This is a genomic window from Pontivivens marinum (assembly GCF_900231835.1).
GTDB lineage: Bacteria > Pseudomonadota > Alphaproteobacteria > Rhodobacterales > Rhodobacteraceae > Pontivivens > Pontivivens marinum.
This window is the reverse complement of sequence record NZ_OCTN01000001.1, coordinates 990,912-1,016,557: the sequence shown is the minus strand read 5'-3', so window position 1 is coordinate 1,016,557 and position 25,646 is coordinate 990,912. Positions and strand designations below refer to the sequence as shown.

Here is a 25,646-nt window from a genome sequence, read left to right as displayed (position 1 = left end):
CGTGCCGGGTCGGATACAGGCTTATCGCTCTAACATGGCGTGGAAAACAGCAAAAACGTAACCATCACATGATCTGTGGCTGTTTGCAGCAGGGTACATGTTATCGCGTGACAGTGGCGGCGTCGGTTCTTATCGATTGGATATGACCCTTGCACCCGCCACACCCGCCTTTCTTGATCGCCTCGCACAGGCGGTTCCTGCCGTTCGGATTGATCCGCCTAGCGCGCGCTGGTTGGAGGAGCCGAGGGGTAAGTGGACGGGACAGGCCGCCGCAATCCTGCGGCCGTCAACTGTTGAGGATGTCTCGACCATTCTGCGCATGTGTAACGAGGCGGGTATCGGCGTGATCCCCTATGGCGGCGGCACGGGATTGGTCGGTGGCCAGCTGACCAGCGCTGAGGGCGTTCTGGTCCTGTCACTCGACCGGATGGCCACGATCCGCGCCAGCGTGCCCGAGGATAACATGATCGAGGTTGAGGCAGGCGTCACCCTGCAAGCGGTACAGCAAGCCGCCGCCGATGCCGGTCGCCTGTTCCCGCTCTCCATCGCGTCCGAGGGGACAGCCTGCATTGGCGGCATTCTGGGCACCAATGCAGGCGGCACCGCCGTGCTGCGATACGGAAATGCCCGCGATCTGGTTCTGGGGATTGAGGCTGTTCTGGCCGACGGCACCATTATCCGCGACCTGAAGCGCCTGCGTAAGGATAATACCGGCTACGACCTGCGGCATCTGTTGATCGGGTCCGAGGGGACGTTGGGCATCATCACCGCCGCCAGCCTGCGCCTGCTGCCGCGTCCGGCACAGCGGGGCACGGCTTTCCTCGCGGTGGATAATCCGGCGGGGGCGCTGTCTCTGCTGCACAAACTACACTCGGAACTGGGCGAAGTAATCACGGCCTTCGAATTGATGCACCGGCAGGGCCTCGATTTTCTGGCCGAGTTCTTCCCGAACATGGCGCACCCGCTGGAAAACAATCCCGAGTGGATGGTTCTGGTTGAGGTCAGCGCCGCCACCGGTTGCGCCGATGCGTTGCAGGACGCGCTGGGCGCGGCATTCGAGGATGGCCTGATCTCCGACGCCGTTCTGGCCCAGTCCGAGGCGCAACGCGATGCGCTGTGGGCTATCCGTGAGACTATACCCGAGGGTAACCGTATGACGGGGGCCATCATGTCGCACGATATCTCTGTGCCGCTATCGCAACTGGCTGATTTTGTCGCGCGCGGTAATGAGCTGGTGCGGGCAATCGCGCCGGATGCGCGGATCAACTGCTTTGGCCATGTTGGCGACGGGAACCTGCATTACAACGTATTTCCCGCCCCGGGGCGCAACCGTGCGGAATATAAGGAGCTACAGGATAGCATCCAGCGCGCCGTGCATGATCTGACCCATGAGCTGGGTGGTTCGGTCAGTGCGGAACATGGCGTTGGGCGGTTTAAGGTGGGGGATCTGGAGCGTTACTCCGATCCGGGCCGTTTACGGGCGCAACGCGCGATCAAGGCCGCGATGGACCCCAACGGCATCCTGAATCCGGGTGCCGTGTTGAGCGGTGTCCCCCTCGGGTAAAAGGGGACACCGGAAACGGGTCGAAACCCGGCAAGCAGCAATTCGATTGCTCGAATACAAACTGCGTAAGTCGGATGTGTTAATCAGACGTTAATTGGTATTATTCGCCGGAATAGCTGCACAGGGCGTGCACCTCGACGCCCATTGCCTCCAGCCGTGCGCGTCCGCCTAAATCGGGCAAATCCACGACAAAGGCGCAGCCGGCAACCTTTCCGCCTAAACGTTCGATCAACTTGATCCCCGCCTCGGCGGTGCCGCCGGTGGCCAACAGGTCGTCAACGATCAGGACGCTTTCACCCGGCTCGAACGAATCCGTGTGCAGCTCAACCGTGGCTGTGCCGTATTCCAGCGTATAATCCTGCGAAATCCGGTCATGGGGCAGTTTGCCCGCCTTGCGCACAGGAATGAACCCGACGCCCAACTGGTGCGCCACCGCGCCACCCAGAATAAAGCCCCGTGCCTCCAATCCGGCCACACGATCAATCGGGCGACCGGCGAAGGGATGCAGCAACGTATCGACCGCCATGCGGAATCCGCGTGCATCATTAAACAGGGTAGTTACATCCCGAAACATGATCCCCTCATGGGGGAAGTTCGGGATGGTTCGAATGTAATCTGCGATCGTTTTCATAGGGGCCGCCGGATGATCTGAATTTCAGACCCTTTTTGCGCAGGCCCCCAAATGGCGCAAGTCCTTAGCGGAACCGCTCCATAAAGCTGCGATACATGCTGCTGGGCAGCCATGGCAGATGTGGTTTGTTCCAGTCACTGCGGTCACGCATGACGATGGCTTGTGCTGCTGCGATATTCATATCAATAACCCCTTTGTTACACGCCTCGAATCGGGCCATAATGCTACTCTGCTATACAACGTATATACATTCGATAGCCTTTCAAGTCTCGGGAATACCTCGTGAACAAAAAATCCGACAAAAAGCCCGATAAAAAGCCTGGAAAAAAGAGCAGCCAGCTGGTCATCAGGGTCGAAAAAGACGAGCGAGATGAGTTCGTTAGGCTATGTGAGCAGATGGACACCTCCGCGGCCCGTGAGATTAGGCACTTCATGCGCGCCTTTGTGAAAGAAAACAGTTAGCGCGCCGCGCGATCCTGTCGAATCGTCAAATCCGCGGTGATACCCGCCTGCGGTGGCCGCTCCAGATAGGTGGACAGAGCGACATAACTGCGCGTCGCCGTCACATCCTCAATCGCATATAGCCGTGCGAGGAACCCCTCCAGCGCCTCACTATCCGTCACCCGTACCTTGAGCAGCATACAGGTGTCGCCGGTGACGGAGTGAATTTCCTCGACCTCCGGCAAATCGGCCAGCGCCATCAGCGCGGGCGATTTACCCCAGCCGCTGGTATCCACATGCACAAAGGCCAGCAGGGTTTTGCCAACAGCATGGGGATTGATGCGGGCCTCAACCGCGTGCAGGGCGCCGCCCTTGCGCAATTTCCGCACACGATCATGGGCGGCGGGGGCGGATAGGCCAACCGCTTCACCCAGCCTGGCATAGCTTTGCGCAGCATCGCGGGTCAGCTCGGCTAACAGGGTTCGGTCGATCGTGTCCATTTGGGCCTCCGGTGGCACTAGTTCTGAATAATATTCGGCATATTTCGGCATTCGCAAAATATTAGTTGCGCGAATAGGGCCGTGGTGCAACCTCCGCCGGAATATCCAATCTGAGGTGCGCCAATGTCATTGCTGAAACCATCCGTCATTATCCTGACTGCTGCCGTTGGCGTTGTTGGTTCTAACTCACTGTTGCTGGGCCCGATTGCGACGGCGGTTGCGCAGTCCTTTGTGGGGGCGGGTGCGTCGGATGTTTTGCTGGCCTCGGCGGCTTACGGTCTGGCCACGGCGTTCAGCGCGCTGACGCTGGCACCGCAGGTGGACCGGATCGGGGCTGGGCGTGTGGCGGTGCTGGCGCTGATGGTGCTGGCCGCGGCGCTGGTGGCCTCGGCCATGGCGACCAGCGTACCGTTGCTGATTGCGGCGCAGTTGGTTGCAGGTTTGGCGTGCGGTGCTGCGCTGCCCTCGATCTATTCCCTCAGCACCGAGGTCGCGGACCCGGGGCGCGAGGCCGAAACCCTAGGCGTCGTGCTGTCCGGCTGGACCATTGCGCTGGTCGCGGGGGCCAGCTTGGCCGGACCTGTGGCGGAATACCTGCATTGGCGAGCGGCCTTTGCAGGGCTGGGCGTGTTTGCGCTGATCGCGGCGACGGTGCTGCATATCCGCCTGCGCGGGCGCGGCGCGCCGGTGGATGGTAAAACCACCTCTCCGCTGGTCGCGCTGCAAACGCCGGGGATCGTGCCGGCACTGATCGGGGTCGCGGCCTTTATGATCGCGTTTTACGGCATCTATACCTATCTGGGCTGGCATGTTCAGGGAGTGCTGGGGCAATCAACCGCGAGGACCGGCTTTCTGACGCTCAGCTACGGGATCGGGTTCGGGCTGGCCGTGCCGCTGGATCGCGTTATTGACCGGTTGGGTGCGGTGCGCATGGCGCCGGTGCTGCTGTTCACGCTGGCAGGGGTCTATGTGGCGCTGGCGCTGGTGATGCATAGCTTTGCAATGCTGGTCGCGCTGTGCTTCGTCTGGGGCTTGGTGAACCATATGGCGATGACGCTGATCGTATCGCAATTGTCGGCGCTAGCTCCATCGCGACGGGGTGCGATTCTAGGGTTATATTCCGCCACGACCTATCTGTGCGTGGCGGGCGGCGTTGCGGTGTTCCGTCCGATTGTGGAGCATTTCGGCCTGTCCATGGCGGCATTCGTATCGGCGCTGTGCATCCTGCCCGCCGCAGTGCAATCGCTGCAACGGCGTCGCGTTAGCGCTTAAACCGATCGGCCAGACGCTCCAGCGCGCTACGCTCATCCACTGGTTCTGGGGCAGGGGGGGCTGGTTTTGCGGTGGTGTCCGCGCGCGGTTTGCTGGTTGAGGATCGTGGCGGCGCAGTGCGCAGGGACACCGCGTTCAAAAACCGGCCGCTATCGCCCTTGGCCAGTTCCGCCGCGCCATCCGAGATTCCGCGCAAAACATCGTCCAGCCACGTTTCCTCCGCCTTGGCAAAGTCGGACAGAACATAGCCCGATACGCGATCCTTATGCCCCGGATGCCCGACGCCCATGCGCACACGCTGATAATCCGGCCCTGCATGCGCGTGGATCGAGCGTAGGCCGTTATGCCCCGCATGACCGCCGCCCATTTTGACCCGTACCTTACCGGGGACCAAATCCAGCTCATCATGAAACACGGTCACATCCGCCAGATCGACCTTCCAAAAGCGCATAGCCTCGCCCACGGATTGACCGGAATTGTTCATATAGGTGCTGGGCTTTAGCAGCCAGACCTTCTCGGTCCCCAAACGCCCCTCGGCGACCTCGCCCTGAAATTTGGTGCGCCACGGGCCGAAACCGTGATCCGAGGCGATGGTGTCCAGCGCCATAAACCCGATGTTGTGCCGGTTGCGCGCATATTTCGCGCCCGGATTGCCCAGTCCAACAAATAGTTTCATGGCTCTTTCCCCTTACAAACGAAAACGCGCACCGCTTGGGATAAGCGGTGCGCGTCAAAAGGTCTACGGAGTGGGAGGAATTACTCCTCGCCGCCCTCGGCTTCGCCCTCTTCGCCTTCATCCTCATCGGAATCAGCAATGCCGCCCGGTGCCTGAATGTTTGCGATGACGAAATCACGGCCCGTGATCATCGTGCGTGTGCCGTCAGGCAGGTCGATATCGGAGATGGTGATGGTGTCGCCAACTTCGAACTTGGACAGATCAACGACCAGCTGGTCAGGGATCTTGCTCGCCGTTACCTTCAGTTCAACTTCGGAACGAACAACGATCAGCGATCCGCCCTTCTTGATGCCGGGGCATTCTTCTTCATTCTCGAACACCACCGGGATGTAGAGGTTGATGCGGCTCTTGTCCGACAGGCGCAGGAAATCAACGTGTGTCGGAAGATCCTTGACCGTATCGCGCTGAACCGCACGACAGATCACCTTGTTCTCAACACCGTCAACCTTGACGTTCATCAGCGTGGACAGGAACTTGCCCGCTTTGAGCAGCTTGAGCAGCTCGTTGAACTTCACGCTGATCGACTGTGGCTCTGCGTTGCCACCGTAAATCACACCAGGGACCAGGCCCTCACGACGCGCAGCGCGAGCAGCCCCTTTGCCCACACCATCACGCGCCACTGCTTCGAGAATTGTGTTCTCAGCCATTGGCTATCTCCTAAAATCTGTTTCTTGGCGGCGATCCTCCAGGGGTGTAAGCGCCGCGCGAACCTGTCCCTTAGTCGATTCACTTTACAAGATAAAGAGCGTCGTTGGGGATTCGAGAAATAGAATGCCGCGCGCGGGCAGATGCCTCCGGCGGGGATATTTGGGGAATGCGATGGGCCTAGCGTGGCGGTAATTGCGCCCGCATCGCCTTGGTCAATCCGGCGCGCACCGTGTCATAGGAGGTTTCGATCCGCCCACACAGCTCATCCAGCCCCGTTTCGGTGAGGTTGAACGAGATCCAGCCACCCCGTGGCAGGTATTTCGCCCGCTGTGCGGCACCGATTTCAATCAGGAATGCTGCGGTGTCCACGTCCTGACATTTCACGGTGATCCGGTCCTGTTGCAGGCCCAGAATGGCAAAGACCTTTGCCTTGTCCCCGATCCCCACCTTGAACACATGCGCGCCGCCCCATTGCACGATCATGGTTGCGCCGGGCAATGCGGTGGCGTGATCCTCCAGTATTTGCCTCATGCATCAACCACAAAAATATGCAGCGCAATCGGTCCATGTGCGCCCAGTTGCAGCACCTGCCCGATATCGGCGGAACGGGATGGCCCCGTCACCATATTCAGGGTGCGCGGTGCCAATCCATCCTGACGCACAGCGGCAAAAACGCCCTCGAACCCTGCCTTGATATCGCTGGCCTTCAGAACGACGAAATGGGTTTCGCCCAAAAAGGTCAGCGTGACGGGATTGTCGGGACCAGATGCCAGAACCAGCGTTCCGGTTTCGGCCATGGCGTAATGTGCCCTCGACAGGGTTGCAGGTTCATCAATCCGCCCGACCCCCTGCGAGGTTTCAACCGTGCCCCAGTCCAGCGCGGTAAATGCAGGGTCCGCGCCATGCCTGATCGCTGCGGGCAGGTTGCGCCCGCGCAGCTCATCGGCCAATGCGGCGGGCAGGGCGGCCATATTGTCGATGCGGCTGACGGTGGCATCGGCGGCGGTTGCCTGTGCGATGAACCGGTCCATGCGGTCTGCGCCGTCAGTCATGGCGATGGCGGGCGTCGCGCCGCCACCCTGCCATGCAACATCATCAGGGGTGGATGCCTGTCGGATGCGGTTCAGGATGCGGTCACGAGCGCTCATCTTTTCGCCTTCCATTGTGCCATAAAGGTATCGCCCTGCGGGGCGGGCATGTCGCGCATATCGGTCCAGCCGCTGGCCAGTGGAACCTTGTGCAACCTGCCGCGCCCCCGCCCCAGTATCCGCATACCGGCCATGCCGGTGCGTGTTGCCAGCCGGTACAGGGCAGGCCGCTTGGCGAACCATGCCCAAACGCCCAGGCCCCATCGGGTGGCGGTGGGGGTCAGGTTTTTCTCGAATTCACGCTCACGCCAATGGCGCATCATCTTGGGCAGGGGGATGCGCATGGGGCAAACATCCTCGCACCGCCCGCAGAATGTTGAGGCATTGGGCAACTGGCCGCCCTCCTCCACCCCGATCAGGCTGGGCGTCAGGACCGATCCCATCGGGCCGGGGTAAACCCAGCCATAGGCGTGGCCGCCGACGGTTTGATAAACGGGGCAATGGTTGATGCAGGCACCGCAACGGATACAGCGCAGCATCTCCTGAAACTCGGTGCCCAACATGTTCGAGCGCCCGTTATCCAGCAGCACAACGTGATATTCCTCGGGCCCGTCCGGATCGACAGTACGGCGCGGGCCTGCGCTGAAGGTGGTGTACACGCTCATATCCTGACCGGTAGCAGATCGGGCGAGGATGCGCAGCACGGTGCCTGCATCCTCCAGCGTTGGCACGATTTTCTCGATCGAGGCCATGACGATGTGCACCTTGGGCAAGCTCTGGCTCAGATCGCCATTGCCCTCATTCGTCACGATAATGCTCTGACCTGTTTCGGCGATCAGCATATTTGCGCCGGTGATGCCGACCTCTGCCTCGAAATATTTCTCACGCAGAACGCCGCGCGCCTCGGTCAGCAGGGTGTCCAGACCGGAGAGGTCGCGGTCGGGGTCCAGATGCTGATGGGCCTTCAGGAATTCCTCACGCACTTGCGGCACGGTGACGTGAACGGCGGGGGCGATGATGTGGCTGGGGGCCTCGTCACGTAGCTGGATGATATATTCGCCCAGATCCGTCTCAACCGGTTTGATCCCGTTTTCAGCGAGGTAATCATTGATCCCGCATTCCTCCGAGATCATGGTCTTACCCTTGTTCACCGTTTTCGCATCCGCCTTGCGGCAAATGTCGAGCACGATGCGCTGGGCGTCCTCGGCGGTTTCGGCCCAGTGCACATGGCCACCCGATGCGATGACCTGTGCCTCATAGGCCTCCAGATAATCACCTAGATTGGCGAGGACATGGTTTTTCAGATCACGGCCACGGTCGCGCAGGGCGTCGAATTCATCCTCGCCCATTTTGGCCCGTGCAATGGCGCGCTTGCCCACGAAACCGTTGCGAGCCCCGCGCAGGGCGCTTTGCAGGTTCTCATCGGCTAGCGCATTGCGGGAATTCGCCTTGAACTGCGGAGTGGTGGATTCGTGCAGGCTCATTTGGTCGGCTCCCCTATGGCGGGCGTGTCGGTCATGCCGGCCAGAACCTCGACCACGTGGCGCACCTCGATCCCGCGCCCCTCACGGGTTGCCTTGCCTGCCATGTTCATCAGACAGCCCAGATCGCCGGCCAGCAGCAATTCCGCGCCGGTGGTGGTGGCGTTGCGCACCTTGTCGCCGACCATGCTGGCGGAGATATCGGGGTATTTCACGCAGAACGTCCCCCCAAAGCCGCAGCAGACCTCGGCCTCCTCCATTTCGCGCACGGTGGTTCCGGCGGATGCCAGCAGCGTGCGCGGTTGTTCCTTTACGCCCAATCCGCGGAGGCCCGAGCAACTGTCGTGATAGGTGGCCAAGCGGGGGATTTCAGCGGCGACGCTGTTCACGCCCAGAACATCTACGAGGAACGAGGTGATCTCATGTGTTTTCGCGGCCAATGCCTGCGCACGCGGCACCCATGCCCCCTCCACGATCGAGGGGTAATCCTTGACGATTGTGCCCGCGCACGACCCTGACGGGGCAACGACGTAATCATAGCTCTCAAATGTCAGGATAACCTGCTGCGCGATTTCGGCGGCTGTTTTGCGATCGCCGGAATTATAGGCGGGCTGGCCACAACAGGTCTGTGCCTCGGGCACGTCAACGGTGCAGCCTGCATCCTCAAGCAATTTCACAGTGGCAAAGCCGACCGAGGGCCGGAACATATCGACGAGGCAGGTGACGAACAACGCGACGCGGGGCATGCAGATCTCCAAATTGGTCAGTTTCTTTTACCACGCAGATGCCGTTACGCTAGCCTCAAAATCCCGCGCCCTGAAATCCGCTCAAATTACCAGCATTCGCAGTCCACCCGTCACATCGGCACGCACGGCCAACCGCAGCCCCGGTTCGTCGCCTGCCTTTAGCGCGGCGATGATCTTCATGTGGTGATCCACGGCGCGGGTCTGCTGCTGCTTTGCATACATTGCGCGCATCGTGGGGCCGGATTGCAGCCAGACGGTTTCGGTCAGGGCCAGCATGGCAGGGGCCTGCGCGCGCAGATATAGTGTACGGTGAAACTCCATATTGGCGCGAACATAGCCGGTGCGCGCGCCCTCGCTGACCAGGCGTTGAATCTCACCGTTAATGGTGTGTAACCGGTCGATCAGGGCCATATGGGCGCGGGGCAGGGCGCGCGCGGCCAGCTCCGGTTCCAGCAGGGCGCGGATAGCGGCCAGCTCCTCGATCCGCTCATTTGTCAGCGCGGGCGTGGAGATGCGACCGGATTTGGACAGGGTCAACGCCCCCTCCGCGGCCAAGCGGCGCAGGGCCTCACGCACGGGGGTGATGCTGACATCCATCTCGGCTGCGATGCCGCGCAGGGTCAGGCTTTGGCCTGGCTCGACCTCACCGTGCAGGATGCGATTGCGCAGCCGACGATAGACCCGCTCATGCGCGGGTCCGGGGCCGTCTATGTTGTCCTTGATGCTCATTGCGCAATGATCCGTGCCGCATCGTGGTGCGTCAAGCACAGGTGGTGGAGTTATTTTGGGAAAGTGAAATCCGGTCTATGGACAGCACGCGCCACGAGGTGAGATTGTGCCCTATCGCAACGCCGGAGACCCCAAATGGAATACCGCAAGGACTACGCCTTTACCGCCACTGATCTAAAGGCGGAAACCCATGACGAGATGTTCTTTTCAGGCGCGACCAGCTTTTGCCGCCGCAAATATGTGCGCAACTTGGACGGGGTTGAGGTGGCGGTCGTCGGCGTGCCCTTCGACACCTCGGTCACGAACCGCCCGGGCAGTCGGTTCGGCCCGCGTGCGGTGCGGGCAGCCTCGACCAATATCGCATGGGCACGGTCATGGCCGTCCAGCTTCGACCCGTTTCAGCGGCTGGCCGTTGGGGATTGGGGCGACATCCATATCGAGCATGGCCACCCCGAGAAAACCCCCGCCCTGATCGAGGCGGCGATCAAGCATGTGCACTCCAGCGGCGCCAAAACCCTGCTTATCGGGGGCGACCACTTCACCACCTATCCGTCGCTAAAGGCGCATGTCGCGCAGCATGGCCCGCTGGCGCTGATCCAGTTCGATGCCCACACCGATACGTGGAAGGATGACGGCACCCGCATCGATCATGGCACCATGTTCTATCACGCGGTGGAACAGGGTCTGATTGATCCCGCCAAATCCATTCAGGTCGGTATTCGCACCACCAATGATGACCCGATGGGGATCGAAATCCGCGACGCGATAACCGTCAACGACACCCCTACAGCCGAAACCATCGCCGCGATCCGCGAGCGTGTGGGCGATGCGCCGTGCTATGTGACGTTCGACATCGACGCGCTGGACCCATCCTGCGCGCCGGGCACCGGAACGCCGGTAATCGGTGGCCTGTCCACGCATAAGGCGATGAGCATCCTGCGCGGCCTGCACGGCATCAACATGGTCGGATGCGACGTGGTGGAGGTTTCGCCCGCCTATGATGTGGGTGAAATCACCGCCCTCGCCGGTGCGACCATCGCGCTTGAGATGTTGTGCCTTTATGCCAGTGCGGCTGATTAAGACCTGAGCAGTTGTTCCAGTTGTGACAGGGCGGCACCCCAGCCGCCCTCGAAACCCATTTCCTCATGCTGCTTTCGCCCCGCCTCGGTCGGATGCAGGACGCGGGCGGTATAGTGGGTTTGATCCCCGTCAGCACGCATCAGGATTTGCGCGGTCATGGGGAAACTGCTCTCAACCGGCTGAAACCCCTCGGACATGGTTGAGGTAAAGACAATCCGGGCCTGCTCCTCGACCAATAGGAAACATCCGGGTGCGGCAAGTTTCTGCCCGTCGGGGCTGATCATCTGCATGCTAAACCCGCCACCGGCCCAAACGTCATGCTGTAGGATTTCAGCACTCCACGGGTGAGGCACCCACCACTGTGCAAATTTCACCGGATCAACCCAAGCATCCCAAACCCGCGCGATGGGGGCATCTATCAGGCGGGTCAGCTCTAGCGTTGTGCTATCTGTCATTATCCGTCTCCGTTACAGGGCGGCCATATATCTGGGCCTAGGCGAACATGTCCGGCAGCTTGCTCCAAGCTTTTGTGGGCTTTCTGTATTTTTGGCTATCAGCACATAAAAAGGCGGCCCCCTGCGGTGCCGCCTTTTAAACTCGAATATTGCCGCCGTGATTACAGCAGGCCGTCCAGTTTTTCGACAAAGGCGTTGTAGCCCATGTTGGAATTCATCTCGCCGTTGATGACAAAGGATGGCGTGCCGGTGATGGGATATTCCTCGGTGTGCTCCTGATATTTGGCGACCAGCGCCTCAGCCAGTTCCGCGTCCTGTAGGCATTCGTCCATCTGCGCATCAGTCAGACCTGCCTGCGCGCCGATCAGACGCATTGCAGTGACGGCTTCCTCGCCGCTGCTGACCTGCGTCCAGTCTGCCTGATGTTCCATCAACAGGCCGATGATCCCGAAATAGCGCATTCCGCCGCCACACCGTGCCAGCATGCCGCCCCACAGGCCCAGACGGTCGAAGTAGACCTCGCGGAATTCGAACTTGGCCAGACCTGCATCGATGTAGTTTTCGCGCAGCTGGGGGAACACATCGCTGTGGAAGTTCGCGCAATGCGGGCAGGTCAGCGAGGCATACTCGATGATGTGCAGGGGCGCGTTTTCATCGCCCATGACATAGGCGCGGGTGTCGGGTCCGGCCTCCTGTGCCAGTGCGGTGCCGGTCAGGCCGGTCATTCCGCCCAACAGGGTCAGGCCGGATACGGCGCCAGTTGCCATTGCCTTGCGGCGGGTAATGATCGTGGTCATGTCGGGTGGTTCCCCTAATGTTGTTCGCTCGAAACTAAAGTGTCTTGCTCTCAATGTTTTTACCTAAGGACATCAGCGCCGCACGCAAGCCATCATCAGCCACCTCACGAAGGTCTGATCGCAGCGCCTCAACACGTTCCGGTGACAATTCGGGCTTTGCAGCGGCGGTTGCGCCCGCCTGTGGCACCGCCAACCCGCCGGGGGCTGTCTGTGTCAGGCTAACCCGACTGATTGCAGCATAGCCGTAGCAGGCGTTGACCCGATCCCGAATCGTGGGAGCCATCATCTGTACCTGCGGCGCGGCGGCCCCACTGACCAGTACAGTTAACGTCGCGCCCATGCCGTTCTTGGTGTACCCCACCTTGACTGGGCGGGCCAATGCGGCAATTTCAGGCCCGACCACGTCATCCCAATCGGTTAGCAGCCGCGTTTGGGCAAAGCCCCGCTTCTCGGATGCCTTGCGCAATTGCGGCGCGATCAGGCTGCCGGCCTGCGTGAATTTCCACTTACGCCGCGGCTGCGGCGGTTTACCCGGTTTGCGCACGTCTGTGTCCCCCGTTACGACAGATACGATAGCACCGCTGAAGGGCAGAGAAAACATGGACGCAGTGACCTTACTCAACTGGTACGACGCACATGCCCGCGCAATGCCGTGGCGAGTGCCGCCGCGCAGCAATCATCGGGCCGATCCCTATTTCGTGTGGCTATCCGAGGTGATGCTGCAACAAACCACCGTTGCCGCGGTCAAGGATTACTTCGTCAAGTTCACCACCCGCTGGCCCTCCGTGCACGATCTGGCCGCCGCTGCGGATGAGGACGTGATGGCGGCGTGGGCGGGCCTTGGCTATTACGCCCGCGCGCGCAACCTGCTGAAATGCGCGCGGGTCGTGGCCGATGCGGGCGGAACGTTCCCTGATACGGAGGAAGGTCTGCTAACCCTGCCGGGTATCGGGCCGTATACCGCCGCTGCAATCGCCTCCATCGCGTTTGACCTGCCCGCCGTTGTGCTGGACGGTAATGTGGAGCGTGTGATGGCCCGCCGTCATGCGGTGCTGGACCCTTTGCCCGATAGTAAGGAAACTCTTCGCGCCCTCGCCGCCCGCCACACTCCCACAATCCGGCCGGGGGATTACGCACAGGCAGTCATGGATCTGGGCGCGACGATCTGCACCCCGCGCAATCCGGCCTGCGGTATCTGTCCGTGGATGTCCGAATGTGAGGGGCGCATGGCGGGCCTCGCCGCTGAGCTACCGCGTAAACGCCCGAAAAAGGCCAAGCCCACCCGTCTGGGCACCGCCTATCTGGCCCGCCATCCAAATGGCGCGACCCTGCTCGAAACCCGCCCGCCCAAGGGGCTGCTGGGCGGTATGTTAGCGCTGCCCACAACCGACTGGTCCGATGCCCCCGTGGCGGCTCCACCACTGGATGCGGATTGGCAAATCGTGGGTGAGGTCCGCCACACCTTCACCCATTTCCATCTGATCCTGACCGTCGCCACCGCGACCGCCACGTCCATACCGGAACGGGGGGGCTGGGTGGAGAATGCTGATCCAAACGACCTGCCCACTGTCTTTGCCAAAGCATTTCGACTGGGCGCCAGTGCGATGTAATCGGTTCCGGTGCGCCAGCGAATACAGGCAGGATGCCGTCCAATAGCCATGACCGTTTAGGAGCGATGCCAGCCGACGGGCCAGGCGTTCCCTTGCGTTACATCCACCTGTAACATCGCGGTTAGGCTTGCCCGACGGGCTTTGCTCTTTCACACTTTGCGAAAACACCGGAGGGAAACCAAATGCCTGCGCCTGCTTTACCGTTCTGGCTGCCGCTATCGCTGGTGCCGCTGATTGCGCTGGCCGGATGGCAGGGTGGCTGGTGGCTGGGCGCGGTGTCGCTGTACACGCTGGGGCTGATTACGGTGCTGGATAGTGTGCTGGAGATGGACACAACCAATGCCGATCCCGCCACGCAGGACGAGCATCTGTTCTGGCACAAGATGGTCACATGGATCTGGCCGCCGATGCAGCTGGTGATGGTTTTCGTGGGCCTGTGGTGGGCGGTTTACGGCCCCCTGCGTATGGGTGAGGCGATTGCCCTGATGGCGATCATCGGCATTGCCTCCGGCGCGATCGGGATCAATTTCAGCCACGAGCTGATCCACCAGCGCACCCGATGGGAGCCCCGATTGGGAGAATTCCTGCTGACCATGGTGCTGTACGGCCATTTCAAATCCGAACATCTGCTGGTGCATCACCGCTATGTCGCCACCCCGCGCGATCCTGTGACAGCGCGCTATAATGAGGGGTTCCACCGCTACTTTCCCCGCGTGCTGGTCCAACAACCGATCAGCGCATGGCGGGCCGAGGGGGCGATGCTGGCGCGCAAGGGGCTGCCCGCCTCTTCATGGCGCAACCCGATCTATCGCTACATCGTGGCCAGCGTGGCGTTTCTGGTGCTGGCCTATGTTGTTGCCGGATGGCTGGGCGTGGCGCTGTTCGTGTTTCAGGCCTTTGTTGCGATCCTGCATCTGGAGATGACGAATTACATCGAGCATTACGGCCTGACCCGCCGCTATCTGGGCGACGGCAAATACGAGCACGTTAAGCCGCACCATTCGTGGAACGCCAATCACCGCGTTTCCAACCGGTTGCTGATCAACCTACAGCGCCATTCGGACCATCACTACAAACCCGACCGGCGCTTCCCCCTATTACAAGCGCGTGATGAAAGTGAGGCCCCCCAATTGCCATATGGATATCCCCTGATGACGATCCTCGCCACGTGCCCACCGCTGTTCCGGCGGGTGATGAACCCCCGCGTGCGGGCATGGCGGCGGCAATTCTATCCCGATATTCAGGATTGGAGCGCCTATAAGGCCGCCTCAAATCCGGTGCCACGATGATGGATGCGGATGCACTGATCGTCGGGGCGGGCCTTGCCGGTCTGGTTGCGGCATGTGAGCTGATCGACGCGGGCAAATCTGTGATCGTTATCGATCAGGAACCGCCGCAACATCTGGGCGGACAGGCATTCTGGTCGCTGGGCGGGATGTTCCTGATCGATACGCCTGAACAGCGCCGGATGGGGATTCGCGACAGCTTCGATCTGGCCCGTCAGGACTGGATGGGAACAGCAGGCTTTGATCGGGCCGAGGATAGCTGGCCCCGCCGCTGGGCTGAAAAATACCTCGAATTCGCCGCGACGGAAAAACGGGACTGGCTGCGCGAACGCGGCCTGCGCTTTTTCCCCGTTGTCGGCTGGGCGGAGCGTGGCGGCGTTTCCGCCGAAAGCTATGGTAACTCCGTTCCGCGATTCCACATCACATGGGGCACCGGTCCCGGTGTGATTGATCCATTCGTGGCGCGGGTGCAGGACGCGGCGCAGGCTGGAAAACTGCGCTTTGCGTTCCGGCATCGCGTTGACGGGCTGATTATCACCGATGGCGTGGTGCAGGGGGTGCACGGCGCGACCCTTGCGCCGGATGATGCGGTGCGCGGCTGTAAAACCAATCGGGATCAGGTGGGCACGTTTGAGCTGCGGGCGCCTGTCACCCTGCTGTCCTCAGGCGGGATTGGTGGCAACCACGACAAAGTCCGCGAACATTGGCCTGATCGATTGGGCGCACCACCAGAATTCATGATCAGCGGCGTGCCCGATCACGTGGACGGGCGCATGCTGGATATTGCCGGCGCGCAGGGTGCAAACCTGATCAACCGCGACCGGATGTGGCATTATGTCGAGGGCGTGCGCAACTGGGACCCGATCTGGCCCGCGCACGGGATTCGCATCCTGCCCGGTCCATCCTCGATGTGGTTTGATGCCCATGGCGAACGGCTGCCGGTTCCGAACTTCCCCGGTTTCGATAGCCTCGGCGCGCTGGAGTATATTTGCAGCACCGGCCAGCCCTATACGTGGTTCGTGCTGAATCAGGCGATCATCAAGAAGGAATTCGCCCTATCCGGTTCCGAGCAAAACCCGGACCTGACCGGTAAATCATGGCGGCAGGTGATCGGGCGTGCCTTCGGTAAAAACGCGATGGGCCCTGTTGAGGCGTTCAAGGAGCATGGCGAGGATTTCATCGTCGCGGATACTCTGGAGGATCTGGTGGTCGGCATGAACCGTGTCGGCACGGTCGAGGTATCGACAGACCGCATTCGCGAACAGATCGTGGCGCGGGACCGGAACGCGGTGAATCCCTATTCCAAGGACGCGCAGATGGCGGCCATCCACGCCGCACGAAACTATCGCGGCGACCGCCTGATCCGTACCGCCAAACCTGGCCCGATCCTTGATCCTGACAGTGGACCGCTGATTGCGGTGCGCCTGAACATCCTGACCCGCAAAAGCCTTGGCGGGATTGAAACCGATCTGGACGCGCGGGCGCTGACAGCATCGGGTGCGATCCTGCCGGGCCTGTATGCGGCGGGTGAGGCATCTGGCTTTGGCGGTGGTGGTATGCACGGCTATCGCAGTCTGGAGGGAACGTTCCTTGGCGGATGCGTTTTCTCAGGCCGCACGGCTGGGCGCGCCATGGCTGCGGCAAATTAGAAACATGTGGCGGAACATATCCGCCACATAGTTCGCCCAGATACATAAAGTCATGCCAAGTTAGGGCCTTCTCAACCATTCTATGCCCCGTTCAGGCATCCCCACAGGCTGGCATTTTGCCAGCCGGATAGCAGCCACAAAGCAGCCGCTTCGCAGCCTGCCGAATTTCTAAACTACCCTCTTCTCGAATCACCTGTTTGTTCCTATTTTGTTCTGATAGGAGCCAAGCATGAACGATCTCTTTACAGATGATATTGATGAGGCTGCCCGTCGCGGACGCGGCGCTGTTCGCAACCTGACCGGCCGGTTCGAGGCACTAACCCATCACCGCGCCGATGATGGCTGGGAGCCGCAGGAGCAAGCTGTTGTTCGCACACAGGTTTTGGACGACCACCCGCGTAAGATTATAACCCGAAACCAGTCGCCAGATGTCCCGTTTGACCGCTCCATTAACCCCTATAAGGGCTGCGAGCATGGCTGCGTCTACTGTTTCGCCCGCCCGACCCACACCTATCTGGGCCTCAGCGCGGGTCTGGATTTCGAAAGCCGTATTTTCGCGAAATCCAACGCCGCACAATTGCTGGAGGTAGAGCTGCGAAAACCGGGATATGTGCCTGCCACCATTGCGATCGGCACCAATACCGACCCCTATCAACCGATTGAAAAAGAAAGGCAAATTATGCGTCAGATCCTAGAGGTTCTGGACGCCTATAACCACCCCGTAGCAATCGTGACCAAGGGGGCGTTGGTTAGCCGTGACACCGATATTCTGGGCCGCATGGCGCGCCGTGGATTGGCCAAGGTTGCCCTGTCGCTAACTACCTTGGACTCACAACTTTCCCGCCGGTTGGAACCACGCGCCAGTGCCCCGCAGGTACGCCTACGCGCGATCGGTGCGCTGGCCCGCGCAGGTGTGCCGACGGGGTTTATGATGGCCCCGATTATCCCCGCATTAAACGATCATGAGATTGAAAAGGTTGTGGAATCTGGTGCACGGGCAGGGGCCACATGGTGCGCCTTTGTGGCATTGCGATTGCCGCGGGAGGTGTCACCGCTGTTCCGCGATTGGCTCGACGAACACTACCCCGCCCGCGCCCATCGCATCATGGCGCAGGTCCGCGAAATGCATGGTGGCAAGGATTATGATAGCGAATGGGGCAAGCGGATGAAGGGCGAGGGCGTCTATGCCAACCTGATCGCCCGCCGGTTTGAGGCAGCAATGAAACGCCACGGCCTGCGCCGCCGAACCGCCCCGCTGGATTGCTCCCGCTTTGCGCCACCTGCGCGAAAGGGCGACCAGTTTACGCTTTTCTAACGGTTTGCTGCGATAAGCGTCTGGGATAGGACGGGGCATGGTACAAATCCCTGATCCCGATTTCGAGGCGCGTTACGCGCATTTTGGTCCCGTTTGCGGCGTGGACGAGGTTGGGCGCGGCCCATGGGCCGGCCCTGTCGTAACGGCTGCGGTTATCCTCGGCCCTGATGCGCCGGACGGTTTGCGCGACTCAAAGGCACTCAGCGCCAGCCGGCGTGACGCGCTGTTCGATGCGATTCTGGAAACCTGTCAGGTGGGCATCGGCCGCGCGGAATTGGATGAGATTGAAAGCCTGAATATCCTCAAGGCATCGCTGCTGGCCATGACCCGCGCGGTCGAGGCTTTGCCCACCACGCCCGGATTCGCGTTGATCGACGGGAACAAGCTGCCCACGAACCTGCCCTGCGATGCTGAGGCAATCGTAAAGGGCGACGGCAAATCACGCGCAATCGCCGCTGCATCGATCATAGCGAAGGTAACACGTGACCGCGAAATGGTGGCGCTGGCGCAACAGTACCCCGGCTACGGATGGGAAACCAACATGGGTTACGGCACCAAAGCGCATCAGGAGGGGCTGTCCCGTTATGGCGTAACACCACATCATCGTAGGGGGTTCGCCCCCATACACAAGATATTGGTTCAACAAAATTATTCAACACGTTGATTCGATTGAAAATTGACACCGATTCGCTCTGCGGCCATTTTAAGGAAAACAAAATATAAGGGCAGCAGCACATGGCGATCCGGCAAAAACCGACCACAACCGACCTACCATTGGACACAATTCTCGCAGGGGATTGCATCGCACAGATGAATGCACTGCCTGCTGAATCGGTCGATCTGATCTTTGCGGACCCGCCCTATAACCTACAGCTCAAGGGCGATTTGCACCGTCCTGACAATTCCAAGGTCGATGCTGTTGACGACCACTGGGACCAGTTTAACAGCTTTGCCGTCTATGACCGCTTTACCCGCGACTGGCTGGCCGCCGCGCGTCGTGTGCTGAAACCGAATGGCGCGATTTGGGTAATCGGTTCATATCACAACATTTTCCGCGTTGGTGCGGCTTTGCAGGATCAGGGCTATTGGCTGCTGAACGATGTGGTTTGGCGTAAATCGAACCCGATGCCGAATTTCCGGGGCAAGCGCCTGACCAACGCGCATGAGACGATGATCTGGGCCGCGAAATCCGATGGCGGCAAGTACACCTTTAACTACGAAGCGCTGAAGGCGATGAATGAGGGCGTTCAGATGCGCTCCGACTGGTTGCTGCCAATCTGTAATGGTGGTGAGCGGTTGAAGGATGAAAATGGCGATAAGGCGCATCCGACGCAAAAGCCTGAAAGCTTGCTGCACCGCGTTCTGATCGCCTCGACCAAACCGGGCGATGTTGTGCTCGACCCGTTCTTTGGCACAGGCACAACCGGTGCCGTGGCCAAGCGTTTGGGTCGCCATTACATCGGGATCGAGCGTGAGTCGGCCTACCGCAAGGTGGCGGAAAAGCGTCTGTCCGAAATCACCCGCTATGACCGTGATGCACTGCAAGTTACCCAATCCAAGCGCGCCGAACCTCGCGTTGCCTTCGGATCATTGGTTGAGCGTGGCCTGCTGCGCGTCGGCGCGGAACTGCGGTCGCTGAATGGTCGTCACAAGGCGAAAGTACGCGCCGACGGCACGCTGGTCGCCTTTGATACAAAGGGCTCGATCCATCAGGTCGGCGCGGTTCTGGAGGGTGCGCCATCCTGCAATGGCTGGACCTACTGGACCTATAAGCGTCAGGGCCAGTGGGTGCCTATCGACGTTATGCGTCAACAGATCCGCGCGGAGATGGCCGCGGTTTAAATGCCCGGTTTCGCGCCTCGCGAAACCCAACTGCCCCGCCGGAGCAATCCTGCGGGGCTTTTTTGTGCCTGATCCTTATTGATGCCCGTCGGGATCGTCATCGCGTTGCAGCCACGCGGAATTTGCCAACCGCTGCGCGAGGGGCGCCACGGTCAAGCCCTGCACGATGATCGAGAAGACAACCACGCAATAGGTCGCGCCCAGAATCAGCGGTTTCCATTCCCCATCAGGCAAGGCCAGCGCCAATGCGATGGAGATGCCGCCCTTTAGCCCGCCCCATGTCATGACGGGGATCACATCCCGCTCTTGCCGTCTAAACGGGCGCAGCATCAGCACAGGCACCGCCACGGCGGCCAGACGGGCCAGCAATGCGATACCGATTGCAGCGGCCCCTGCGGTCAAAATCTCGGCTGAGAAGGCGACGGCGAACACCTCGACCCCGATCAGCAGGAACAGAACCGCGTTCAGAATCTCGTCAATCAGTTTCCAAAACCCGTCCACATAGGTGCGCGTGATTTCGGACATGCCATAGCGCGTACCGACATGGCCGATAAACAGGCCCGCAACCACTGCCATAATCGGTGCGGAGACATGCAGCGCAAGGCTAAGGGAATATCCACCAAAGGCGAGGCCGAGCGTCAGCAGAACCTCCAGCGAATATTCGTCAATCCGCTTCATCAATTGAAATGTCAGCCAGCCTAGGATCGCGCCCAGCAAGGCGCCGCCAAGGGCCTCCTGCACAAAGAGCAACCCGGCATCGGCAATCGTCGTCGCATGGCTTTCCGCCGCAGGAAAGGCCAGCGCGACAAGGATCAGGTAGACCACATAGCCAACGCCATCATTGAACAGGCTTTCGCCCGCAATCTTGGTTTCCAGCGAGCTGCGCAAGTTTGCCTCCCGCAGCACGCCCAGAACGGCAACGGGATCGGTCGGGGAAATCAGCGCGCCGAACACCATTGCAATCAGCAGCGGCATGCCGGTCAGCAGGGAAAAGGCCGTTCCCGCGATCAGCGTGGACAGGCCAACCCCGATTGTTGCCATCAGCAGAACGGGCAGGGCTTGCGCCCGCAATTTCTCCAGCGAGACATGCAGCGCACCGGCAAAGAGCAGCAGGCCCAGCATCCCCTCTAGCAATGCATCGGAAAAATCGATGCCCATAACGGTATTGCGAACCGATGGCCCGATGCCCAGATCGGGCACGGCCAGATCAACGCCAAGGATCATAAAGGATGCCAGCAGTGATACCACGAGGATGCCAATCGCCGAGGGTAGCCTGAGGTAGAGATGGTTCAGCGTTCCGAACAACCCCGCCAGAACGATCAGAATTGAGGTGATTTGCAGGATATCCATTGGGCGCTCCATCCGCTGTGATCACTTGGTCATAGCGCGAGGCACGGGTTTGGGTCCAGCGCAGGGCGGGTTGGGCAGATGCCTCCGGCGGGGATATTTCGGGAATGCGATGCGCTAAAGCGGCGCGGTTACCGCGCCTGCAACGCCGTCCATCGCGCCGGGGATCAGTTCCAGCGCCAATAGCCGGTCGGGATTTGTGGGGGGCGGATATTCCAGACCCGTCGCCAGATCGCGGCGAAATCCGAAGCGTTTGTAATAGGGCGGATCGCCGACCAGTATTACGCGGCTCCATCCCAAGCTCGGGGCCAGCTCCAGCGTGTGGCGCATTAACAGACCGCCCATCCCCTCACCCTGTCGCGTGGGGTGGACCGCGATGGGGCCCAGCAGCAGGCACGGACTGTCGCCCGCCAGCACCGGCCAATATCGAATCGCCGCTGCGAGGGTGTCGTAATCGTCGCGTACCATCCAGCTGAGCGCGGCCACAGGCGGACCCGCACGCAGCCGATAGCTCGACAATGCGGTGCGCCCCGGTGCAAAAGCGAGGTCGTAAAGGTATTCAACCTCAGGCGTATCGGCGGAAAGTTCAGGCAGAAGGCGGGTCATGGGGACTCCGAATAGGGGATCGCGGTCAGGGTGATATGTCCTAGCCTCGTCGCATCCTTGGCCTCTGCTCCTTTTCGGTTACATTCGCTTGGGCTAGCACGCCCTGACATGACCGCCAAGCCCAACAGACCGGAGAGTTTATGTTCTATCGTCCCGCAGATGGCCACGGCCTGCCCCATAACCCGTTCAATGCTATTGTAACGCCCCGCCCGATCGGCTGGATTTCGACCCGTGGCAGCGATGGCACCGAGAATTTGGCGCCCTACTCCTTCTTTAACGCGGTGGCCTATACGCCGCCGCAGGTGATGTTTGCCTCAACCGGTGCAAAGCCTGACCGCGATGGCACCAAGGATTCCGTCAGCAATATCCGTGAGACAGGTGTGTTTTGCGTTAACGTCGTCAGTTTCGAGATGCGCGACGCGATGAACACCACATCGGGGAACTGGGAAAAGACCGCCGACGAATTCGATCTGGCCGGCTTGGACCGCGCTGAATGTCAGAGCATCGCCTGTTCGCGTGTTGCCGCCGCGCCCGCCGCGCTGGAATGCAAGATGACGCAGATCGTGCCGTTGCAGGGGGATGCGAACTTTCTGATTTTGGGCGAGGTGACGGGTGTGCACATGCGTGACGATTGTGTGAAGGACGGGATTTTCGACGTTTTGGCCTTCAACCCGTTGGCCCGAATGGGGTATCGCGATTACAGTGTCGTGCGTGAGAAATTCAGCCTCACCCGTCCGGGAGAGTAATATGACACAGGCAGTTATCGGAATTATCGGCGGTTCGGGCTTGTACGAGATTGCAGGCCTACAGGACGCAACGTGGGTCAGTGTTGAAACGCCATGGGGTGCGCCCTCTGATCAATTTTTCACCGGAATGCTGAACGGGGTGAAGATGGTGTTCCTGCCGCGTCACGGGCGCGGCCATGTGCATACGCCATCCTCGGTGCCCTATCGTGCCAATATTGACGCGATGAAGCAGTTGGGCGTGACGGATGTGTTCAGCCTGTCTGCGACTGGCAGCTTCCGCGATGAAATGGCGCCGGGTGATTTCGTTATCGTGGATCAGTTCATCGACCGGACCTTTGCGCGGGAAAAGTCGTTCTTTGGCCCCGGTTGCGTGGCCCATGTGTCCGTGGCGCATCCGACCTGCCCACGCCTGTCCGACGCGGCGGAGGCTGCTGCGCGGGCCGAGGGGATCAATGTGCATCGTGGCGGAACCTATCTGGCGATGGAGGGGCCGCAATTCTCGACCCTCGCGGAATCCAGGATGTATCGTGAGGCATGGGGCGCTGATGTGATCGGCATGACCAATATGCCCGAGGCCAAGTTGGCGCGTGAGGCAGAGCTTTGCTACGCCTCCGTTGCGATGGTGACGGATTACGACAGTTGGCACCCTGACCATGGCGAAGTTGATGTGACCAAGATCATCGCGACGCTGATGGGCAATGCGGATAAGGCGCGCGGTCTGGTTGCCCGATTGCCCGAATTGCTGGGAGCGCAGCGCGCAGATTGCCCCCATGGTTGTGACAAGGCGCTGGAATTTGCCGTGCTGACAGGGCCGGAACATCGCGATGCCGCCTTGGTTGCAAAGCTGGGCGCGGTTGCCGGACGGGTGTTGTAACGCGGTATCGCATGCCCCGTGGGTGGGGTGCCGTAGGCTTCCGTTTTTGATGCGCAAATGCTAATGCGCCTCTTGCTCTCGCCTCGTTGCGGTGCAGCGAATCATCTTGAGAGGAAAACTATGTTCTTGGCACCTCGCCTACAGCGGCATTTTGACCAGCTGTTTCGTATGTCTGTACCGCAAATGCGGACAGAAGTTCTGTCCGGTATCACAGTTGCATTGGCACTGGTGCCAGAGGCAGTTGCCTTCGCCTTTGTCGCTGGTGTGGAGCCGCTGGTCGGGCTGTATGCGGCGTTTATGGTTGGTCTGATTACGTCGCTATTTGGTGGTCGTCCGGGCATGATTTCGGGCGCAACTGGCGCGCTGGCCGTGGTTATGGTTGCGCTGGTGGCGGAACATGGCGTGCAATATCTGTTCGCGACCGTGGTTTTGATGGGGATCATACAGATGATCTTTGGCGCGCTGCGCTGGGGTAAATTCATCCGTCTGGTGCCGCAGCCGGTCATGATGGGCTTCGTCAACGGTCTGGCCATTGTGATTTTCCTCGCACAGCTTGAGCAATTTCAGGTCCGCACGCCGGATGGGGGCCACACATGGTTGCAGGGCGCGGATATGGCGCTGATGCTGGCGCTGGTCGGTCTGGCGATGGCGATTATTTGGCTGCTGCCCCGCCTGACGAAAACGGTTCCCGCGCCGCTGGTGGCGATTATCGGTGTCTGGGCCGTGGTGGAGCTGCTGGGGCTGGACACGCGCAATGTTGGCGATCTGGCTGATATTCAGGGTGGCTTGCCTACCTTTGCGTTGCCTGTTGTTCCGATGAATATGGAAACGCTGTATATCATTTTCCCCTATGCGATCATCCTTGCAGGCATTGGTCTGATTGAAAGCTTGCTAACGCTGAACCTGATTGACGAGATCACCGAAACCCGCGGTCGTAACTCGGTTGAGTGTATGGCGCAGGGTGCTGCAAACATCGTGACCGGCTTCTTTGGCGGTATGGGTGGTTGTGCGATGATCGGGCAGAGCATGATCAACATTTCCTCCGGCGCGCGGCATCGCCTGTCCGGTGTGGTTGCAGCGCTGGCCTTGCTCAGCTTTATCCTGTTCGGCTCCGCCCTGATCGAGCAAATCCCGCTGGCCGCGTTGACCGGTGTGATGTTCATGGTTGTGATCGGCACGTTCGCTTGGCGCACCTTTCAGGTCATGCGCCGCGTTCCCCTGTCGGATGCCTTGCTGATCGTGGTTGTGACCGGTGTGACCGTGATCGAGGATCTGGCAATCGCGGTTGTGGTTGGTATCATTCTGGCCAGCTTGGTCCATTCTTGGCGTGTTAGCCGTCTGGTTAGCGCCCGTTCGTGGCGGTCCGAGGATGGCAACCTGAAGACCTATCACCTGAATGGTCCGGTTATGTTCGCCTCGACCGAGAAGTTCCGGGAGCTGTTTACCCCGAAAACCGATCCGGCGCGGGTGATCGCTGATTTCACGGAAAGCCGCGTTTGGGACATGTCCGGCGTTGATGCGCTGAAATCCCTTGCCGAACGTTATACCCGTGAGGGCAAAGTGCTGGAGTTTCACGGCCTCAGCCGCGATTGCGCCAAGCGTTTGGGCGATTACACCAAACTGGTGGTTCGCGATGAGGAGCACGACCCGAAATACGAACTGTTCGTGGATCGTGATAACCCTCCCGGTGAACCTGTAGGTCACTGATAACAGAGGATGCTGTAACGGCATCGTCACAGAATTAGGCTACCTTCTGTCGGTGAAATAACGCTGATCCGACAGGAGGTAACCGATGAGAGCTCTCGTCAGCTTTATGCTGTCTGCCGCGATGCTCACCACCGGTGTCAGCGCACAGGACGCCCCCGTTCAGGTCGCACAACCGATTGAGGGGCGTACCCTGAACGTGATCCTGATGGTTGCGGAACATGTCTCGCCCTATGAGGCAGTTCCAAACCTCGCCTTGGTCAAAACCTATAACATCAACGCCCAAACACCGGATTCCGCACCCACCGCAGGGGCGATGAATACGGGCGTGGAGCAGCGCCTTAACCTGATCAACCTTGGCGAAAACGCGGTCCACGACGATTGCAGCACCCAGACCGATATCACGACCCAGCTCATCGCTCCTATGCACACCTGCACCATCGATTTTGCCATGAGCGTGTCGTTCCGGCGTTACGGCTGAGCAAACTTACACCATCGC

The 25,646-nt window shown here is 60.3% G+C and carries 27 protein-coding genes; 13 read left to right on the top strand and 14 right to left on the bottom strand.

What is annotated here, in order from left to right:
* The first annotated feature begins 142 nt into the window (after positions 1–142).
* Entirely contained in the window at positions 143–1,564 is a 1,422-nt protein-coding gene (locus CR254_RS05100) for an FAD-binding oxidoreductase (RefSeq protein WP_097928905.1), read from the top strand.
* A gap of 100 nt (positions 1,565–1,664) precedes the next feature.
* Here CR254_RS05100 and CR254_RS05095 read toward each other — a convergent pair whose 3' ends face one another.
* The gene (locus tag CR254_RS05095; RefSeq protein WP_097928699.1) at positions 1,665–2,195 is read right to left on the bottom strand and encodes an adenine phosphoribosyltransferase; all 531 of its coding nucleotides are present in this window, start codon (positions 2,193–2,195) and stop codon (positions 1,665–1,667) included.
* A gap of 458 nt (positions 2,196–2,653) precedes the next feature.
* On the bottom strand, positions 2,654–3,136 hold the full coding sequence (locus CR254_RS05085) for an Lrp/AsnC family transcriptional regulator (protein WP_219617978.1): 483 nt from the start codon (positions 3,134–3,136) through the stop codon (positions 2,654–2,656).
* Positions 3,137–3,259: 123 nt separating this feature from the next.
* Between CR254_RS05085 and CR254_RS05080 the strand changes: the two genes are divergently transcribed.
* Positions 3,260–4,408: an MFS transporter gene (locus CR254_RS05080; protein WP_097928696.1), complete on the top strand. Its 1,149-nt coding sequence runs from the start codon at positions 3,260–3,262 to the stop codon at positions 4,406–4,408.
* On the opposite strand, the gene pth is transcribed toward CR254_RS05080, so the two are convergent.
* From pth to CR254_RS05045, 7 genes are all read right to left on the bottom strand, one after another.
* Complete coding sequence (gene pth / locus CR254_RS05075) at positions 4,398–5,084, bottom strand: aminoacyl-tRNA hydrolase (RefSeq protein ID WP_097928695.1); 687 nt, start codon at positions 5,082–5,084, stop codon at positions 4,398–4,400. The two genes, CR254_RS05080 and pth, sit on opposite strands and share 11 nt — an antisense overlap.
* Positions 5,085–5,164: 80 nt before the next feature.
* Positions 5,165–5,791 carry a 50S ribosomal protein L25/general stress protein Ctc gene (locus tag CR254_RS05070; RefSeq protein WP_097928694.1) on the bottom strand — a complete coding sequence of 209 codons (627 nt, stop codon included), beginning with the start codon at positions 5,789–5,791 and terminating at the stop codon, positions 5,165–5,167.
* Between the two features lie 178 nt (positions 5,792–5,969).
* Positions 5,970–6,323, bottom strand: a complete 354-nt coding sequence (locus CR254_RS05065; protein ID WP_097928693.1) for an MmcQ/YjbR family DNA-binding protein — start codon at positions 6,321–6,323, stop codon at positions 5,970–5,972.
* Positions 6,320–6,940: a LutC/YkgG family protein gene (locus tag CR254_RS05060; RefSeq protein ID WP_180955883.1), complete on the bottom strand. Its 621-nt coding sequence runs from the start codon at positions 6,938–6,940 to the stop codon at positions 6,320–6,322. The genes CR254_RS05065 and CR254_RS05060 overlap by 4 nt, the downstream gene beginning before the upstream one ends.
* Positions 6,937–8,364, bottom strand: a complete 1,428-nt coding sequence (locus CR254_RS05055) for a LutB/LldF family L-lactate oxidation iron-sulfur protein (RefSeq protein ID WP_097928691.1) — start codon at positions 8,362–8,364, stop codon at positions 6,937–6,939. The genes CR254_RS05060 and CR254_RS05055 overlap by 4 nt, the downstream gene beginning before the upstream one ends.
* Positions 8,361–9,107, bottom strand: coding sequence for a (Fe-S)-binding protein (locus tag CR254_RS05050; protein ID WP_097928690.1), 747 nt, complete (start codon positions 9,105–9,107; stop codon positions 8,361–8,363). The genes CR254_RS05055 and CR254_RS05050 overlap by 4 nt, the downstream gene beginning before the upstream one ends.
* An 81-nt stretch (positions 9,108–9,188) precedes the next feature.
* On the bottom strand, positions 9,189–9,836 hold the full coding sequence (locus CR254_RS05045; protein ID WP_097928689.1) for a GntR family transcriptional regulator: 648 nt from the start codon (positions 9,834–9,836) through the stop codon (positions 9,189–9,191).
* A gap of 135 nt (positions 9,837–9,971) precedes the next feature.
* Between CR254_RS05045 and speB the strand changes: the two genes are divergently transcribed.
* Positions 9,972–10,916 carry an agmatinase gene (gene speB / locus CR254_RS05040; protein ID WP_097928688.1) on the top strand — a complete coding sequence of 315 codons (945 nt, stop codon included), beginning with the start codon at positions 9,972–9,974 and terminating at the stop codon, positions 10,914–10,916.
* On the opposite strand, the gene CR254_RS05035 is transcribed toward speB, so the two are convergent.
* The 3 genes from CR254_RS05035 to CR254_RS05025 all read right to left on the bottom strand — a co-directional run bounded on the left by CR254_RS05035 (position 10,913) and on the right by CR254_RS05025 (position 12,769).
* Positions 10,913–11,371, bottom strand: a complete 459-nt coding sequence (locus CR254_RS05035; protein ID WP_097928687.1) for an SRPBCC domain-containing protein — start codon at positions 11,369–11,371, stop codon at positions 10,913–10,915. The two genes, speB and CR254_RS05035, sit on opposite strands and share 4 nt — an antisense overlap.
* A 161-nt stretch (positions 11,372–11,532) precedes the next feature.
* On the bottom strand, positions 11,533–12,168 hold the full coding sequence (locus CR254_RS05030) for a DsbA family protein (RefSeq protein ID WP_097928686.1): 636 nt from the start codon (positions 12,166–12,168) through the stop codon (positions 11,533–11,535).
* Positions 12,169–12,202: 34 nt separating this feature from the next.
* Positions 12,203–12,769: a DUF721 domain-containing protein gene (locus tag CR254_RS05025; RefSeq protein WP_097928685.1), complete on the bottom strand. Its 567-nt coding sequence runs from the start codon at positions 12,767–12,769 to the stop codon at positions 12,203–12,205.
* Here CR254_RS05025 and CR254_RS05020 point away from each other — a divergent pair.
* The 6 genes from CR254_RS05020 to CR254_RS04995 all read left to right on the top strand — a co-directional run bounded on the left by CR254_RS05020 (position 12,768) and on the right by CR254_RS04995 (position 19,870).
* Entirely contained in the window at positions 12,768–13,778 is a 1,011-nt protein-coding gene (locus CR254_RS05020) for an A/G-specific adenine glycosylase (RefSeq protein ID WP_097928684.1), read from the top strand. The two genes, CR254_RS05025 and CR254_RS05020, sit on opposite strands and share 2 nt — an antisense overlap.
* A 182-nt stretch (positions 13,779–13,960) precedes the next feature.
* Positions 13,961–15,067, top strand: coding sequence for an alkane 1-monooxygenase (locus CR254_RS05015; RefSeq protein ID WP_097928683.1), 1,107 nt, complete (start codon positions 13,961–13,963; stop codon positions 15,065–15,067).
* The gene (locus CR254_RS05010; RefSeq protein WP_425440245.1) at positions 15,067–16,713 is read left to right on the top strand and encodes an FAD-binding dehydrogenase; all 1,647 of its coding nucleotides are present in this window, start codon (positions 15,067–15,069) and stop codon (positions 16,711–16,713) included. The genes CR254_RS05015 and CR254_RS05010 overlap by 1 nt, the downstream gene beginning before the upstream one ends.
* 229 nt (positions 16,714–16,942) lie before the next feature.
* Positions 16,943–18,028, top strand: coding sequence for a PA0069 family radical SAM protein (locus tag CR254_RS05005; protein ID WP_097928681.1), 1,086 nt, complete (start codon positions 16,943–16,945; stop codon positions 18,026–18,028).
* A gap of 37 nt (positions 18,029–18,065) precedes the next feature.
* A complete protein-coding gene (gene rnhB / locus CR254_RS05000; RefSeq protein WP_097928680.1) occupies positions 18,066–18,692 on the top strand; it encodes a ribonuclease HII in 627 nt (208 codons plus the stop codon).
* Between the two features lie 71 nt (positions 18,693–18,763).
* A complete protein-coding gene (locus CR254_RS04995; RefSeq protein WP_097928679.1) occupies positions 18,764–19,870 on the top strand; it encodes a site-specific DNA-methyltransferase in 1,107 nt (368 codons plus the stop codon).
* 75 nt (positions 19,871–19,945) lie between these two features.
* On the opposite strand, the gene CR254_RS04990 is transcribed toward CR254_RS04995, so the two are convergent.
* Together CR254_RS04990 and CR254_RS04985 are read right to left on the bottom strand one after the other, a co-directional pair.
* Positions 19,946–21,220 carry a cation:proton antiporter gene (locus CR254_RS04990; RefSeq protein WP_097928678.1) on the bottom strand — a complete coding sequence of 425 codons (1,275 nt, stop codon included), beginning with the start codon at positions 21,218–21,220 and terminating at the stop codon, positions 19,946–19,948.
* Positions 21,221–21,334: 114 nt separating this feature from the next.
* A complete protein-coding gene (locus CR254_RS04985; RefSeq protein WP_097928677.1) occupies positions 21,335–21,823 on the bottom strand; it encodes a GNAT family N-acetyltransferase in 489 nt (162 codons plus the stop codon).
* 140 nt (positions 21,824–21,963) lie between these two features.
* Here CR254_RS04985 and CR254_RS04980 point away from each other — a divergent pair, with 140 nt between their 5' ends.
* From CR254_RS04980 to CR254_RS18180, 4 genes are all read left to right on the top strand, one after another.
* Entirely contained in the window at positions 21,964–22,569 is a 606-nt protein-coding gene (locus CR254_RS04980; RefSeq protein WP_097928676.1) for a flavin reductase family protein, read from the top strand.
* A 1-nt stretch (position 22,570) separates the two neighbouring features.
* Positions 22,571–23,443, top strand: coding sequence for an S-methyl-5'-thioadenosine phosphorylase (locus CR254_RS04975; protein WP_097928675.1), 873 nt, complete (start codon positions 22,571–22,573; stop codon positions 23,441–23,443).
* 120 nt (positions 23,444–23,563) lie between these two features.
* Complete coding sequence (locus CR254_RS04970) at positions 23,564–25,150, top strand: SulP family inorganic anion transporter (RefSeq protein ID WP_219617977.1); 1,587 nt, start codon at positions 23,564–23,566, stop codon at positions 25,148–25,150.
* A gap of 85 nt (positions 25,151–25,235) precedes the next feature.
* Positions 25,236–25,628 (top strand): alkaline phosphatase, encoded by a 393-nt coding sequence (locus CR254_RS18180; protein ID WP_245851381.1) that lies wholly within the window; start codon positions 25,236–25,238, stop codon positions 25,626–25,628.
* The last annotated feature ends 18 nt before the right edge of the window (positions 25,629–25,646 follow it).

Bases quoted from the DNA above. Each gene is read 5' to 3' on its own strand.
- CR254_RS05100 (WP_097928905.1), top strand. From the start codon at position 143: ATGACCCTTGCACCCGCCACACCCGCCTTTCTTGATCGCCTCGCACAG.
- CR254_RS05095 (WP_097928699.1), bottom strand. From the start codon at position 2,195: ATGAAAACGATCGCAGATTACATTCGAACCATCCCGAACTTCCCCCAT.
- CR254_RS05085 (WP_219617978.1), bottom strand. From the start codon at position 3,136: ATGGACACGATCGACCGAACCCTGTTAGCCGAGCTGACCCGCGATGCT.
- CR254_RS05080 (WP_097928696.1), top strand. From the start codon at position 3,260: ATGTCATTGCTGAAACCATCCGTCATTATCCTGACTGCTGCCGTTGGC.
- pth (WP_097928695.1), bottom strand. From the start codon at position 5,084: ATGAAACTATTTGTTGGACTGGGCAATCCGGGCGCGAAATATGCGCGC.
- CR254_RS05070 (WP_097928694.1), bottom strand. From the start codon at position 5,791: ATGGCTGAGAACACAATTCTCGAAGCAGTGGCGCGTGATGGTGTGGGC.
- CR254_RS05065 (WP_097928693.1), bottom strand. From the start codon at position 6,323: ATGAGGCAAATACTGGAGGATCACGCCACCGCATTGCCCGGCGCAACC.
- CR254_RS05060 (WP_180955883.1), bottom strand. From the start codon at position 6,940: ATGAGCGCTCGTGACCGCATCCTGAACCGCATCCGACAGGCATCCACC.
- CR254_RS05055 (WP_097928691.1), bottom strand. From the start codon at position 8,364: ATGAGCCTGCACGAATCCACCACTCCGCAGTTCAAGGCGAATTCCCGC.
- CR254_RS05050 (WP_097928690.1), bottom strand. From the start codon at position 9,107: ATGCCCCGCGTCGCGTTGTTCGTCACCTGCCTCGTCGATATGTTCCGG.
- CR254_RS05045 (WP_097928689.1), bottom strand. From the start codon at position 9,836: ATGAGCATCAAGGACAACATAGACGGCCCCGGACCCGCGCATGAGCGG.
- speB (WP_097928688.1), top strand. From the start codon at position 9,972: ATGGAATACCGCAAGGACTACGCCTTTACCGCCACTGATCTAAAGGCG.
- CR254_RS05035 (WP_097928687.1), bottom strand. From the start codon at position 11,371: ATGACAGATAGCACAACGCTAGAGCTGACCCGCCTGATAGATGCCCCC.
- CR254_RS05030 (WP_097928686.1), bottom strand. From the start codon at position 12,168: ATGACCACGATCATTACCCGCCGCAAGGCAATGGCAACTGGCGCCGTA.
- CR254_RS05020 (WP_097928684.1), top strand. From the start codon at position 12,768: ATGGACGCAGTGACCTTACTCAACTGGTACGACGCACATGCCCGCGCA.
- CR254_RS05025 (WP_097928685.1), bottom strand. From the start codon at position 12,769: ATGTTTTCTCTGCCCTTCAGCGGTGCTATCGTATCTGTCGTAACGGGG.
- CR254_RS05015 (WP_097928683.1), top strand. From the start codon at position 13,961: ATGCCTGCGCCTGCTTTACCGTTCTGGCTGCCGCTATCGCTGGTGCCG.
- CR254_RS05010 (WP_425440245.1), top strand. From the start codon at position 15,067: ATGGATGCGGATGCACTGATCGTCGGGGCGGGCCTTGCCGGTCTGGTT.
- CR254_RS05005 (WP_097928681.1), top strand. From the start codon at position 16,943: ATGAACGATCTCTTTACAGATGATATTGATGAGGCTGCCCGTCGCGGA.
- rnhB (WP_097928680.1), top strand. From the start codon at position 18,066: ATGGTACAAATCCCTGATCCCGATTTCGAGGCGCGTTACGCGCATTTT.
- CR254_RS04995 (WP_097928679.1), top strand. From the start codon at position 18,764: ATGGCGATCCGGCAAAAACCGACCACAACCGACCTACCATTGGACACA.
- CR254_RS04990 (WP_097928678.1), bottom strand. From the start codon at position 21,220: ATGGATATCCTGCAAATCACCTCAATTCTGATCGTTCTGGCGGGGTTG.
- CR254_RS04985 (WP_097928677.1), bottom strand. From the start codon at position 21,823: ATGACCCGCCTTCTGCCTGAACTTTCCGCCGATACGCCTGAGGTTGAA.
- CR254_RS04980 (WP_097928676.1), top strand. From the start codon at position 21,964: ATGTTCTATCGTCCCGCAGATGGCCACGGCCTGCCCCATAACCCGTTC.
- CR254_RS04975 (WP_097928675.1), top strand. From the start codon at position 22,571: ATGACACAGGCAGTTATCGGAATTATCGGCGGTTCGGGCTTGTACGAG.
- CR254_RS04970 (WP_219617977.1), top strand. From the start codon at position 23,564: ATGTTCTTGGCACCTCGCCTACAGCGGCATTTTGACCAGCTGTTTCGT.
- CR254_RS18180 (WP_245851381.1), top strand. From the start codon at position 25,236: ATGAGAGCTCTCGTCAGCTTTATGCTGTCTGCCGCGATGCTCACCACC.